At 70.0% G+C, this 13176-nt stretch carries 14 protein-coding genes; 8 read left to right on the forward strand and 6 right to left on the reverse strand.

From position 1 onward, the window contains the following. Positions 1 to 300 precede the first annotated feature (300 nt). Positions 301 to 618: a hypothetical protein gene (locus tag ACFWX1_RS28490; RefSeq protein ID WP_378392405.1), complete on the reverse strand. Its 318-nt coding sequence runs from the start codon at positions 616 to 618 to the stop codon at positions 301 to 303. 229 nt (positions 619 to 847) lie between these two features. Continuing rightward, positions 848 to 1756: a LysR family transcriptional regulator gene (locus ACFWX1_RS28495; RefSeq protein ID WP_378392407.1), complete on the reverse strand. Its 909-nt coding sequence runs from the start codon at positions 1754 to 1756 to the stop codon at positions 848 to 850. A 97-nt stretch (positions 1757 to 1853) separates the two neighbouring features. On the opposite strand from ACFWX1_RS28495, the gene mdlC reads away from it, so the two are divergent. The 4 genes from mdlC to ACFWX1_RS28515 all read left to right on the forward strand — a co-directional run bounded on the left by mdlC (position 1854) and on the right by ACFWX1_RS28515 (position 7333). Beyond that, positions 1854 to 3434: a benzoylformate decarboxylase gene (mdlC, locus tag ACFWX1_RS28500; RefSeq protein WP_378392409.1), complete on the forward strand. Its 1581-nt coding sequence runs from the start codon at positions 1854 to 1856 to the stop codon at positions 3432 to 3434. A gap of 2 nt (positions 3435 to 3436) precedes the next feature. Then, positions 3437 to 4894 carry a benzaldehyde dehydrogenase gene (locus tag ACFWX1_RS28505; RefSeq protein WP_378392411.1) on the forward strand — a complete coding sequence of 486 codons (1458 nt, stop codon included), beginning with the start codon at positions 3437 to 3439 and terminating at the stop codon, positions 4892 to 4894. A 38-nt stretch (positions 4895 to 4932) separates the two neighbouring features. Beyond that, a complete protein-coding gene (locus tag ACFWX1_RS28510) occupies positions 4933 to 6168 on the forward strand; it encodes an MFS transporter (protein ID WP_378392413.1) in 1236 nt (411 codons plus the stop codon). A gap of 67 nt (positions 6169 to 6235) precedes the next feature. Then, positions 6236 to 7333: a calcium:proton antiporter gene (locus ACFWX1_RS28515; RefSeq protein WP_378392415.1), complete on the forward strand. Its 1098-nt coding sequence runs from the start codon at positions 6236 to 6238 to the stop codon at positions 7331 to 7333. Here the strand turns inward: ACFWX1_RS28515 and ACFWX1_RS28520 are convergent. Further along, on the reverse strand, positions 7323 to 7691 hold the full coding sequence (locus tag ACFWX1_RS28520; RefSeq protein ID WP_378392417.1) for a MerR family transcriptional regulator: 369 nt from the start codon (positions 7689 to 7691) through the stop codon (positions 7323 to 7325). The genes ACFWX1_RS28515 and ACFWX1_RS28520 overlap by 11 nt on opposite strands. A 63-nt stretch (positions 7692 to 7754) precedes the next feature. Between ACFWX1_RS28520 and ACFWX1_RS28525 the strand changes: the two genes are divergently transcribed. Further along, positions 7755 to 8954, forward strand: a complete 1200-nt coding sequence (locus tag ACFWX1_RS28525) for an MFS transporter (protein ID WP_378392419.1) — start codon at positions 7755 to 7757, stop codon at positions 8952 to 8954. On the opposite strand, the gene ACFWX1_RS28530 is transcribed toward ACFWX1_RS28525, so the two are convergent. Beyond that, positions 8949 to 9677 carry an FMN-dependent NADH-azoreductase gene (locus ACFWX1_RS28530; RefSeq protein ID WP_378392421.1) on the reverse strand — a complete coding sequence of 243 codons (729 nt, stop codon included), beginning with the start codon at positions 9675 to 9677 and terminating at the stop codon, positions 8949 to 8951. The genes ACFWX1_RS28525 and ACFWX1_RS28530 overlap by 6 nt on opposite strands. A 68-nt stretch (positions 9678 to 9745) precedes the next feature. Between ACFWX1_RS28530 and ACFWX1_RS28535 the strand changes: the two genes are divergently transcribed. Next, the gene (locus ACFWX1_RS28535) at positions 9746 to 10621 is read left to right on the forward strand and encodes a sigma-70 family RNA polymerase sigma factor (protein ID WP_378392423.1); all 876 of its coding nucleotides are present in this window, start codon (positions 9746 to 9748) and stop codon (positions 10619 to 10621) included. Positions 10622 to 10634: 13 nt separating this feature from the next. Here ACFWX1_RS28535 and ACFWX1_RS28540 read toward each other — a convergent pair whose 3' ends face one another. Both ACFWX1_RS28540 and ACFWX1_RS28545 read right to left on the reverse strand, forming a co-directional pair. After that, positions 10635 to 11297: a YdcF family protein gene (locus ACFWX1_RS28540; protein WP_378392425.1), complete on the reverse strand. Its 663-nt coding sequence runs from the start codon at positions 11295 to 11297 to the stop codon at positions 10635 to 10637. A gap of 64 nt (positions 11298 to 11361) precedes the next feature. After that, positions 11362 to 11757 (reverse strand): ribonuclease domain-containing protein, encoded by a 396-nt coding sequence (locus tag ACFWX1_RS28545; protein WP_378392427.1) that lies wholly within the window; start codon positions 11755 to 11757, stop codon positions 11362 to 11364. Positions 11758 to 11964: 207 nt separating this feature from the next. Here ACFWX1_RS28545 and ACFWX1_RS28550 point away from each other — a divergent pair, with 207 nt between their 5' ends. Further along, on the forward strand, positions 11965 to 12402 hold the full coding sequence (locus tag ACFWX1_RS28550; protein WP_378392429.1) for a hypothetical protein: 438 nt from the start codon (positions 11965 to 11967) through the stop codon (positions 12400 to 12402). 45 nt (positions 12403 to 12447) lie between these two features. Further along, positions 12448 to 13176 (forward strand): hypothetical protein, encoded by a 729-nt coding sequence (locus ACFWX1_RS28555; RefSeq protein WP_378392431.1) that lies wholly within the window; start codon positions 12448 to 12450, stop codon positions 13174 to 13176.

Here is a 13176-nt window from a genome sequence, read left to right on the forward strand (position 1 = left end):
TCCGTCCACCACAAGCTCATCCACCACTCCGAATGGGAAGTCCGCATCACCACCGACGGACTCCCCGAATTCATCCCACCCGCCTGGCTCGACGCGACCCGCACACCACGACGCAACACCATCCACCTCAGAACCTAAGCCGCGAAACAGGGCTCACCACACTGGCAACGCGGTGAGAATCTCCCGGCCAGGCCAGAAGATCGTGCGCCGAGGACTCGACCGGCCGGAGCGGTGTCTCGAACGCGTCGCTGGGGACGTTCATCGTCGCGAACGGAGCGTTCGCGACACCGCCGGCCGGACCTAGGGCAGCGGGGTCATGCGGTCGGGCATATGGGCACACAGATCGTTGCCGAGTGCACGCAAATCCTGTTCCCGCAAGTAGGTTCCGGCACAGGCGTCGGCCAGCACCGCGCACGGCCCGGCGTCCTCGGCGTGTTCGGTGAACGGCGCGACCGCGACGTCGCCCGCCACCGACCGGACCTGGCCCGCCCGGATCGCGGTGATGAGATCACCCGCCTGTGCGTAGCTGAGCCGGATCGACCGGCGTGGCACTCCGTAGGCGGGCACCAGCAGCCGCAGACCACCGGCCGTACGACGCACATCTATCCGCGCGGACATGAAACTTCCTCCCCGACAACGACTTCCCAACATCTACGATCGGTGAGGACCGAAGGCAGCTCAAGGCCGACACGGTCACAATCACCCAGTAGTCTCCCCGACACCACACCAGGAACGGTCAAAGAAGATATTCCGGACAGTCGACGGTGACTGTCCGTTACCGGGCGCCAAGAATCAACAAATTGTGCCCCGGCAACGATAATCAGTCAACGCGAAAACAAGGCCGTCGCTATTCCGCGATTTCGGCGAGGACTTCGTGCATGAAGCCGACCAGCCAGTGCTGCGCCGGGCTGCGTGCGTGTGCGTGCCGGGCATACAACGCGACCTGCGCGGGTTCGATGTCCAGCGGCAGCTCCAGCAACCGCACACGATGCTCGGCGGCGAACACCTCGGCGACGTTGCGGGGGACGATGGCGACCAGTTCTCCTTGCTGCACCAGATAAGGCAGCGTCGCGAAGCGGGTCACCTCGAGGGCCACGCGGTCGAGCAGGCCGGACGCCTCCAGCGCCTTGCGCGGCCCTTCCTGCCCGGCCGGGCCGAACACCGTGACGTGCCGTTCGGCGGCGAGCGCGGCCCGGGTGACGCGGCCACCGCGCAGCCGTGGGTGGTCCTCGGCCACCATGCCGAAGTATCCCTCGGTGAACAGCGGGATCCGCGCCACGCGCTGCGAACTCAGCAGGGGTGTGGCGATGAACGCGTCGATCTCGCCGCGGCCCAGCTGGTCGACGACGTTGACGACGTCCAGCGGCCGGACCGTCAGGGTGACGCCCGGCGCCTGGTCCGGCAGGGCCGCCATCAGCCGAGGAAGCAGCGACACCTCGCCGAGGTCGGACAGGCACAGGGTGAACGCGTTGTGCGCGGTGGCGGGGTCGAAGTGCCGGGAGCCGCTCACCGCGGCCTCGATCCCGGTGAGCGCGGCGTGCAGCGGCTCGTACAGCTCGCGGGCCGTGGTGGTCGGCATCAGGCCGGTCCTGGTGCGGCGGAACAGCTCGTCGCCGAAGCGGCGCCGGAGTTTCTGCAGGCTGTAACTGATCGTCGGCTGGGTGAGGTGCATCGACTCCGCGGTCGCGGTGACGCTGCGGGTCTCGTACAGCAGCACGAACGTGCGCACGAGGTTCAGGTCGAAGTCCCGCATCATAGATCCCGTCGATATCGAAGGTCGGCAACATTTATTGGAACACAGTCACGGACGAGCCCTAGGTTCTGTCCCACATCCCCGAGGAGGACCCAGCCCCATGCCCACCGCCCGCCGGATCGCCCACGAGTTCCTGGAACGCCGTGGCCTGACCACGATCTTCGGCAACCCCGGCTCCAACGAGCTCCCGTTCCTCGCCGAACTGCCCGATTCGTTCCGCTACGTGCTCGGCCTCCACGAAGGCGTGGTCGTCGGGATGGCCGACGGTTACGCCCAGGCGACCGGCAGGCCCGTGCTGGTCAACCTGCATGCCGCCGCCGGTTCCGGCAACGCGATGGGCGCGCTGACCAACGCGGTCTACTCCCGCTCCCCGCTGGTGCTGACCGCGGGCCAGCAGGTCCGGCCCGCGATGGGCATGGAGGCCATGCTCTCCAACGTCGACGCCACGCAGCTGATGCGCCCGCTGGCGGGCTGGGCCGGCGAGCCCAGCTGCGCCGCCGACGTGCCGCGCTCGCTGGCGCAGGCGGTGTTCGAGGCCGAGTTGCGGCGCTGCCCGACCTACCTCTCCGTGCCCTACGACGACTGGTCGGCCGAGCTCGACGCGAACGCCGCCGCGACCCTGGACCGCGAGGTCCGGCGTGGTCTCACCCCGAGCGAAGACCAGCTGAACGACCTGGTCGAGCAGGTCAGGGCCGCCCGCAACCCGGCTCTCGTCCTCGGCGGCGACATCGACACCGCGGGGCTGTTCGACCGCGCGGTCGCGCTCGCCGAGCACCTCGAGCTGCCGGCCTGGGTGGCGCCCTCGCCGTTCCGGCTGCCTTTCCCGAACCGGCACCGGCTCTTCCGCGGCGTCCTCCCCGCCGGGATCGCCTCGATCTCCACCGCGCTGGCCGGGCACGATCTGATCCTGGTGCTCGGCGCGCCAGTGTTCCGCTACCACCAGTACGTCCCTGGCCGGTATCTGCCGGAAGGCAGCAAGCTGGTGCAGGTCACCGATGACGCCGGCGCGGCGGCGCGCGCGCCGATGGGCGAGGCGCTCGTCGCCGATCCCGGCGTGGTGCTCGAAGCGTTGCTGGCCCGGATCGAGTCCCGCGCCGCGGACGCCGCTGAGCGCTTCGTCCCGAACCCGGAGCCCGCGACGGCCAAGGGCGCGCTGCACCCCGAGCAGGTCTTCGCGGCGCTGCGCGACACGCAACCCGCCGACACCACCTACGTCGTCGAGTCCACTTCGACCAACTCGGCGTGGTGGCGGCAGATGGATCTGCGCCACGAGAGCTCGTACTTCTTCCCCGCGTCCGGCGGGCTCGGCTTCGGCCTGCCCGCCGCGGTCGGGATGGCGATGGGCCGCCCCGATCGCCCGGTCGTCGGCGTGATCGGCGACGGCTCCGCGAACTACGGCATCACCGCGCTGTGGACCGCGGCCCACTACCGCGTGCCGGTCACGTTCGTGATCCTGCGCAACGGCGCCTATGGCGCGCTGCAGTGGTTCGGCACGCTGCTGGGCACCGAGAACGTCCCGGGCACCGAGATCCCCGGGCTCGACTTCACCCGTATCGCCGAGGGCTACGGCGTTCCCGCCACCTCGGTCACCGAACTCGACGACCTGCACGCTCAGCTGAAGTCCACTTCGGACGGTCCGAGGCTGATCCAGGTCGACACGCAACTGACCACACCGGAGTGATCATGACCTTGCTCGACACCGCGATCTGGCGGGAAAAGCTCTACCTCGACGGCTGGACCGCCGGTTCCGGCGGCACCTACCCGGTGACCGAACGCGCCACCGGCAAGCAGCTCGCCGCGGTCGGCAACGCGACGCCGGACGACGTCGCCCGCGCGGCGGCCCGTGCCGCCGAAGCGCAGAAGGAATGGGCGGCGAAGAAGCCCACCGAACGGGCCGCCGTGCTACGCAAAGCCGGAGAGCTATGGGAAAAGCACGCTGACGAGGTCCAGGACTGGCTCGTCCGCGAGGCAGGCTCGGTGCGTGCCAAGGCCGCGATCGAAACCGAGATGGCGGCCGGGATCTGCTTCGAGGCGGCCGCGCTGCCGACCCACCCGCGCGGCGAGGTGCTCAGCACGTCCGAGCCGCGCTGGTCGTTCGCGCGACGGCTGCCGGTCGGCGTCGTCTCGGTGATCGCGCCGTTCAACTTCCCGCTGATCCTGTCCATCCGCTCGGTGGCGCCCGCGCTGGCGCTCGGCAACGCGGTGCTGCTCAAGCCGGATCTGCGCACCGCCGTTTCCGGCGGCGTGACGCTGGTCCGCGTGTTCGAGGAGGCCGGTCTTCCGGCGGGTCTCCTGCAGTTGCTGCCCGGTGACGCCGCCGTCGGCGCCGCGGTGGTCGACGCGCCCGAGGTCTCGGTGGTCTCGTTCACCGGCTCCACCGCGGCGGGCCGCAAGGTCGGCGAAGCCGCCGCGCGCGCACTCAAGCGCGTCCACCTGGAGCTGGGCGGGAACAACGCCCTCGTGGTGCTGCCCGGCGCCGACGTCGCCGCGGCCGCCTCCGCCGGGGCGTTCGGTTCGTTCCTGCACCAGGGCCAGATCTGCATGACCACCGGACGTCATCTGGTGCACGAGTCCCTTGTGGACGAATACGTGGCGGCGCTGGCGGAGAAGGCCCGCGCACTGCCGGTCGGCGACCCCGCGGCCGGGGATGTCGCGCTCGGCCCGATCATCGACGACAAGCAGCTCGCGCACATCGACCGCGTCGTGACCGACGCCGTCGCAGCCGGGGCGAAGGTCGAAGCGGGCGGCAAGGCCGACGGGCCGTTCTACGCTCCGACCGTCCTCAGTGGACTCGACGCGGAAAACCCCGCCTGGCGCGAGGAAATCTTCGGCCCGGTCGCCCCGGTGATCGCCTACCGCGACCTCGACGAAGCGGCCCGGATCGTCAACGACTCCGAATACGGGCTGTCGGTCGGCATCCTCGGCGATGTCGGCACCGCGATGAAGCTGGCCGATCTGGTGCACTCGGGCAAGGTGCACATCAACGAGCAGACCGTCGGGGACGAGCCGACGGCACCCTTCGGCGGCTGGAAGGACTCGGGCAACGGCTCCCGCTTCGGTGGCGCGCAAGCGAACATCGAGGCGTTCACCGAAACCCAGTGGCTCACCGTCCGGTCCGACATCGCCGGCTACCCCTTCTGAAAAGCCCCTGTTTCATGAACTGTGCAAGGAGCACGGCAATGACGACGTCACCCCGCCGATCGGTATGGACGGCGGTGCTCTGCTGGCTGACGGTCCTGCTCGAGGGCTACGACCTGGTCGCGCTCGGCGCGACGATCCCGACCCTGCTGAAGACCCATCACCTCGGCTTCACCGCGGCCGGGGCGACCCTGGTCGCCACGGTCTCGCTGATCGGGGTCGCGGTCGGCGCCGCCTGCGTCGGCCCGATCACCGACCGGTTCGGCAGGCGCGGGATGCTGATCGGCTCGGTCCTGCTGTTCTCGGTGTTCACCCTGGTGACGCCGCTCGCGCCGAGTGTCGCGGTGTTCGCCGTGCTCCGGTTCGTCGCGGGCCTCGGCCTCGGCGCGTGCATGCCGGTCGCGCTGACCACGATGTCGGAGCACCTGCCGGAGCACCGCCGCGCCAGCGCGAGCACGGTGACCATGACCGGCTACCACGTCGGCGCGGTCCTCACCTCGGTGCTCGCGCTTTCGGCGGGCACGGACAACTGGCACCTGCTGTTCTACGGCGGCGGTACCGTCGGCCTGCTCGTGGTGCCGGTGATGTGGTGGAAGCTGCCGGAGTCCGCCGCGTTCCTCGCCGCCAAACAGGAGCCCGCCGCCGAGAAGATCGGCCTGCGCGATCTGCTCGGCGCCCGGTACCGCCGCACCAGCCTGCTGGTCTGGACCGGCTCGTTCATGGGCCTGCTGCTGGTCTACGGCCTCAACACCTGGCTGCCGCAGCTGATGCGCACCGCGGGCTACCCGATCTCGACGTCGGTCACCCTGCTGCTGGTGCTCAACGCCGGCGGTGTCCTCGGCCTGCTCGTGGCGGGTGCCGTCGCCGACCGCTTCGGCATCAAGCCGGTCGCGGTCCTCTGGTTCGGCGCGGGAGCGCTGTTGCTGGCCGCGCTCAGCATGCGCATCGGCAGCAGCCTGCTGCTCAACCTGGTCGTGCTGCTGACCGGGGTGTTCGTGTTCTCCGCCCAGGTGCTGATCTTCGGGTACGTGGCGAAGACCTTCCCCGCCAACGCGCGCGGGACGGCGCTCGGGCTGACCTCCGCGATCGGCAGGCTCGGCTCGATCCTCGGCCCGTTCGTCACCGGCGCGCTGGTCACCGCCGGAATCGCCTATCCGTGGGGTTTCTGGTTCTTCGCCGCGGTGGCGGTACTCGGCCTGCTCGCGATGCTGTTCGTGGCAGGCCGCGTCCGTACCGCGGGCACCGCGATCGTCGAGGAGCAGCCCGTCGGCGCGTGAGTGGTCATGGCCACCCGGCCGTCCGCGCCGAAGGGTGCGGACGGCCGGTTTGTGTCAGGGTGAGGCGGTGATCGCGAAGAATCGTTCACCGCTGCTGTCCTGGACAGCCATCGTCCCGGTGCTCGCCCTCGTCGTGCTGGCCGTGTCCTGGGGCCACGACCTCGGCGTCGTGCTGGTCGTCCTCGTCGCCCTCGTCCTCGGCGCCACGGTGCTCGCCGCCGTGCACCACGCCGAGGTCGTCGCGCACCGGGTGGGTGAACCGCTCGGGTCACTCGTGCTGGCGGTCGCGGTGACGATCATCGAGGTCGCGCTGATCGTCACGCTGATGCTCTCCGGCGGGCCCGACGCCGCCACGCTGGCGCGGGACACGGTGTTCGCCGCCGTGATGATCACCGCGAACGGCATCGTCGGCATCTCGCTGCTGCTGGGCGCGCTGCGCTACGGCGTCACGCTGTTCAACTCCGAGGGCACCGGCGCCGCGCTGGCGACCGTGGCGACACTGGCCACCCTGAGCATGGTGCTGCCGACGTTCACCACCAGCCACCCCGGGCCCGAGTTCTCCCCGGCCCAGCTCACGTTCGCCGCGCTGGCCTCGCTGGCGCTGTACGCGATGTTCGTGTTCACCCAGACGGTGCGTCATCGCGATTTCTTCCTCCCGGTCACCGAGGAGGGCGTGGTCGAAGAGGAGGAACACGCTTCGCCGCCGAGCAAGAAAGCCGCCCTGACCAGCCTCGTTCTGCTCTTGATCGCGCTGGTCGCCGTCGTCGGCCTGGCGAAGGTCGAGTCCCCCGCCATCGAGGCCGGGGTGCGGGCCGCCGGCTTCCCGCCGTCCTTCGTCGGTGTGGTGATCGCGATGCTCGTGCTGCTCCCGGAAACCCTCGCCGCGTCACGGGCGGCGCTGCGGGAGCGAGTGCAGATCAGCCTCAACCTGGGCTACGGCTCGGCCATGGCGAGCATCGGGCTGACCATCCCGGCGATCGCGCTCGCGTCGGTCTGGCTGAAGGGGCCGCTGGAGCTGGGCCTCGAACCGACCCACATGGTGCTGCTCGCGCTCACGGTCCTGGTCAGCGTGCTGACGGTGGTGCCGGGCCGGGCGACCCGGCTGCAGGGCGGGGTGCATCTGGTGCTGATGGCGGCGTTCCTGTTCCTCGCCATCAATCCCTGACGCCCGCGCGCACCGCCTCGAGGTACTCGGAAATCGCGTCCCGGTTGCGCAGCAGGAAGTTCGCGCGCTCGGTCATGCGGTCACGCTCGTGTTCCAGCGTGGCGAGCATCTCCGGGGTCGCGTCGCGGAAGTGGATGACGCGGGGCTTGTCGAGACACGGCAGGATCTGTTTGATGATCCTGGTGGGCAACCCCGCGTCGAGCAGCCCCCGCACCTGCATGACACGGTCCACAGTGGACTCGTCGTAGGAACGGTAGCCGTTCTCGCAACGCTGCGAGACGATCAGCCCCTGTTCCTCGTAGTACCGGAGCAGACGGCGGGACGTGCCGGTCCGCTCCGAAAGCTCTCCGATGCGCATGTGCTCGACCTCACCCCAGGCGAGTTGACCTTCACATTTATGTGAGGGTTTGAGCATACGTGCATGTCCTCAAGCACCGCATCGATCTCCCACGATGTAGCCACCCGGCTCCCCCTCGGCGCGCTCCTCGCGCTGACCACCGCCGCCTTCGTCACCGTCCTGACCGAGGCACTGCCCGCGGGCGTGCTGCCCGCGATGAGCGCCGGCCTGCACGTCAGCGAGTCCGCCACCGGACAGGCCGTCACCATCTACGCGATCGGGACCGCGCTCACCGCGATCCCGCTCTCCGCGGCCACCGCGGGCTGGCGCCGTAAGCGCTTACTGCTGACCGGGGTGGCGGGCTTCGCCGTCGCCAACACGGTCACCGCCGTCTCGGCGAACTTCCCGCTGACCATGGCCGCCCGGTTCGTCGCCGGGGTGGCCGCGGGCGTGGTCTGGGCGCTGCTGGCCGGATACGCCGGCCGCCTGGCGCCGGAACACCTGCGCGGCAAGGCGATCGCGATCGTCATGGCCGGGATCCCGCTCGCGCTTTCGCTGGGCATCCCGGCGGGGACGTTCCTCGGCGGGGTGCTCGGCTGGCAGGTGACGTTCGGGATCATGTCGGCGCTGGCGGTGGTCCTCGTCGGCTGGATACTGGTGACGGTCCCGGACCACCCCGGGCAGGACCGCGGCAGCCGCGTCCGGGTGCTGCGGACCCTGGCGATTCCCGGGGTGGCGCCGGTCCTGTTCGTCACCCTCGCCTTCGTGCTGGCCCACAACATCCTCTACACCTACATCGCGACGTTCCTCGACCGGCTCGGCATGGGCGGCTCCGTCGACGTCGTGCTGCTGGTGTTCGGGATCGCGTCGATGGTGAGCATCGCGGTCGTGGGCGCGCGGATCGACCGTCACCTCCGCGCCCTCCTCGTCGCCGGCACCGTCCTGGTCGCCGTGGCGGCCGCGATCTTCGCGGTACTGGCCGGAAGTCCCGCGCTCGTCTACGTCGCGGCCGCGTTGTGGGGACTCGGCTGGGGTGGCGTCCCGACGTTGCTGCAGACGGCGGTGGGCACCGCGGGTGGTGAGGCCGCCGATCTCGCGCAGGCCATGCTCGTCACGCTGTGGAACGCGGCCATGGCGGGCGGCGGTGTCGCAGGCGGGATCCTGCTCGGCGTCTTCGGCCCCCGCGCGTTCCCGTGGAGTGTGCTGGTGCTCCTGCTGCCCGCGTTCGTCGTGGTGCTCGCCGCCCGCACACACGGCTTTCCTGGCAGGCGAGCGAAATCATGACGTCGCCATGCTCGGCTCGGCCAGCCGCGTGGCCAGCGCGGTCACCGCTTCGCGCGCCGCCGCCAGCGATTTCCCCGCCATTTCCTGGAAACCGGCCAGCGCGGGAATGTCCCCTGCCCTGGTCAGCTCGGCCGCGACGAAGTGCAGGTTCTCCTCGGCCACGCCGAGGTTCCGGAAATACGCGCGCAGATAGGGAGTCTGGAAATCGAGGCCCTCGCGGGGCGCCCCGGGGCCGTAGCTGCCACCCCGCGCCATGACCACCACGACCCGGGTGTCCCGCAACAGACTGTCGCCGGTGTCCGGGTCGGTGAACATCCCGGGAAAGGTGACCCGGTCGATCCACGCCTTGAGCGTGGCCGGGATCGACAGGTTGTACATCGGGACGCCGAACAGCAGGACGTCGGCGGCCAGCACCTGCTCGATCAGGGACCGGGTCAGCGCCCACTCTCGTTCCTCGGCGGCATCCTCGATCAGCTCCGCCACCCGGGAGGCCGGGACGACGCCGTGCCGCTCCACCCGGGTGCCGAGCGCGACGTAGGCCGGGCCCACCAGCGGAACCGGGTCGGCGGACAGGTCGCGGTAGCGGTAGCCGGCCGCGCCGTGCGCGTTCCGCCAGATATCGGCGAACACCGTGGTCAGCCGCTTGCTGACCGAACCCGCGTCGGCGCTGGAGTCGAGGTGCAGCAGGGACGGCACCGGTCGCTGGACTAGGCTTTCGATCAACGGCTTTTCTCCTCGGGATTCGGCTGTGTTCGTCTCTCACCCGAATCGACGGAGCCCGGAGGAAAAAGGTGACCAGGTACGAGCAGAACGCGCTGACCTCGCGGTTCGAGGCCCATCGCGACCACCTGCGGGCGGTCGCGTACCGGATGCTGGGCTCGTCGGCCGAAGCGGAGGACGCCGTCCAGGAGGCCTGGCTACGGGCTTCCCGCGCCGAGACGGACGACGTCGAGAACCTGGCGGCGTGGCTGCGGACGATCGTCTCCCGCGTGTGCCTCGACATGCTGCGTTCCCGCAAGACGCGCCGGGAAGATCCGGTCGGCGCGATCCCCGACGTGGCCGGCGACGAACGGGATCCGCAGGACGAAGCCGTCCAGGCCGAGTCGGTCGGCCGCGCGCTGCTCGTCGTGCTCGACACCCTGGGCCCGGCCGAACGGGTCGCGTTCGTGCTCCACGATCTGTTCGCCGTGCCGTTCGACGAGATCGGCCCGATCGTCGGACGGACCACCGTCACCACGAAGAAGCTCGCCAGCCGCGCCCGTCAGAAGGTCAAGGGCACCCCCGAGGTGCCGGCCGCCGACCTCACCCGGAACCGGCACGTCGTCGAAGCCTTCCTCGCCGCCGCGCGCAGCGGCGACCTGGACGCGCTGCTGGCCGTGCTCGCCCCCGGCGTCGTGCGCCGGGCCGATCCCGCCACGCTGCCGCCGGGTGTCGCGGCGGAGGTCCGGGGCGCGCGGGCCGTCGCGGAGGAGACCATCGTCCTGCGGCGGAACTCGCAGGTCGCGGAACCCGCGCTGGTCGACGGTTCCGTCGGCCTCGTCGTCGCCCCGTACGGACGGCTGGTGCTCGCGCTCACCATCACCGTCGAGGACGACCGGATCGCCGCCTACGAGGTGATCTCCGACCCGGCGCGGCTGCGGCGGCTCGATCTGTCCCTTGTGGACTGATCGGCGGACACGGTCAGATCAGGCGACGGGTGTATCCGGCGGCGACCAGGCGCCGGTAGGAATCCTGAACGCTTTCCAGCACGTCCTGCGGCACGGCGAAGCCGCGCTTGGCGTACTCGGTGATGCGCTGGGTGTCGCCGACGAGCATGGTGACGACGCGGTCGGCGTCTCCGATGGTGTCGATGTAGTCGTCGAGCGGGAGCGGCCGCGACGCGCAGCGGACGTCGACCTCGGGCCAGAGCTTCTTGCAGGTCGCGTACGCCCGGCGCTGCTGATACGGCTTGGAAACGAGCGTCACGGTTTCGACCGCGATGCCGTTCTCCGCGAGCAGGCGACGGGTGAACGTGATGTTCTCCCCCGTGTTCCTTGCTTCGGGCTCCAGGAGAATCGCGTCGCCGGGCACGCCGAGTTGGAGAGCGTGCTCGCGGTAGTGGACGGCTTCGCCGCGCGGAAAGCGTTCGACCGTGGTCGGGGCGTTCGCCCCGGTGAAGACGATGCGCGGGAACCTACCGTCGCGAAAGAGTTCCGCGGTATGGGTCGCGACGCCGAGATCGTGGCTGCCCAGCCCGATCCCGACGTCGGACACGCGAAGCTCATGACGCAGATCGTGGTAGCGCCACAGGGTTTCGACGTCGGCGCGGAGGTCGTCCGGCAGTACGGTGACACGTTCGGGCATCCGGTTCTCCGTGGTCGGTCGGGGATCTCGAAGATAGCCGACCACGGAGCCCGGGATGCCTGGTTCAGCAGGTGAAGTCGACGAGGTCGAAGGACTCGTAGTGATCGGCGGTGTAGTAGTCCTCCTGCGCCCGTTCGCCGGTGACGATCCGCCGGGCGCCGCGGGTTTCGCTGCCCGGGGTTTCCACGGTGTATTCGTGGTAGTAGCCCGAAGGCCGCGACGGCAGGATGCCCTCGCGGTTCGAGAAGACGGTACCGTCCTGCGGGTAGGGGAAGGGCCCGTCGCTGGCGATCAGGTCCAGCGTCTCGTGGGCCTCGTCAGGCAGGTCCGAGGTGCAGATGCTGCCGACCGAAGCAACGGAGACGGGCGACGCGACGGCGGCCGTCGCAGGGCCGAGCAGCAGGCCCGAAGCGAGGGTGATGAGCGCACTGACGCGGGCGAACCGGCGAAGTGAAGTCATGCCACCGAGTATCGCCGCCGATACGCAGCGGAGTACCCGGTCACCGTGCACGTTCACCGGATGGTCACGTCGAGTTCGAGTGACCTGGGTCACTTTTCGATCTTCCGAGAACCCCGGGTACCCGTCGTGGCGACTTACCCGGTGATCCCGCGGACTCCGCGGGGTGCACGAGTGTCCGAAAAGGACAGTGGGGAAAGGGAGAACGTCATGGGGAACCGCAAGACCGTCCGCACGCTGATCGGCTTCACCGCTTCGGCGGGCTTGGTCGCGGCGGCGGCCGCCGGGATCGCCGGCCTGAACAGCGCGTCGGCGAGCACGGAGAACGTCCAGAAGGTGAGCGCCGAGAACGTCCAGAAGCAGCCGCCGAAGGGGGCGCGCGCCGTCGTCGAGGTGAGCCCCAACCCGACCACCAAGCGCGGTGAAGAGGTGACCATCACCGGGAACTGCGGTGGCGGCACCGGCCTCAAGCAGGTCATCGGCAACTCCCCGGAGAACCCGGTGCTGGAGAACATCCGGATCCTGAAGTCCGACCCGAACGGCTTCCTCGCGAAGGCGAACGTCGCCCAGCACATCGGGAACGGCGTCGGCCCGGTCCTGGTCGACTGCGGCGGCGAGGCCGGGGTGACCCTGCTGGTCACGCACTGACCGAGTCGCCTGTCCGTGAAGGCCTCCTTCACAGCGTTGAGCGCTGTGAAGGAGGCCTTCACGGCATTGTCCCCCGCGCTACGATCCGCACCGGCGAACTCCCCCGCCGACGCGCCGGGCAGCACGCGGCCGCGGACCGCCGCGGAATCCGCCGTCCGGACGCCGTCGTTCTCGATCGAGCGCGGTTCCGAGGTGGCGCTCCAACTCGGCACGGGACAGCCGGACGTGCTCCCGCGTCCGCTCACCGAACCGGAGATCGACCTTCTCGCGGCGCTCGACCCGCTCGTGGGCACACCGCGCCAGGCCAAGCGGCTGTTCAATCTCTACCGGATGCTGCGGGCCACGCGCGATCTCTCCGAAGCGTCGCGATTCCTCGGGGACGACGACCAGCCCGGCGAGTACCAGGCGGTGATCGTGCTGCTGGGCCTGCTCACCGCGCACCCGCGGCTGCTCGGCCGGGCACTCGACACCGCGCCCGATCCGGCCGGCGCGATCGAGGGCGGTCTCATGCACCGCGCGCCGGAGGACAGCTGGGAGCTGTTCGTCGCGGGATTCGAGCCACGGCGATCCGGCCGGGATTGGGCGAACCAGCTCGTCGGCCCGCTCACCGACGACGACGCCAGGACGTGGGCCTGGCTGCACCGGGGCCTGATCACGGTGTCGGACGCGGTCACCCTCCCCGATCTGTCCTGTTTCCAGCTGTGGGTACCGAAGATCCGGCGGTTCTCCTATGTCCTGTCACCGGACGCGCCGACGAGCGCTTTCTCACTCTGA

The organism is Amycolatopsis sp. NPDC059021 (genome assembly GCF_042739895.1).
GTDB lineage: Bacteria > Actinomycetota > Actinomycetes > Mycobacteriales > Pseudonocardiaceae > Amycolatopsis.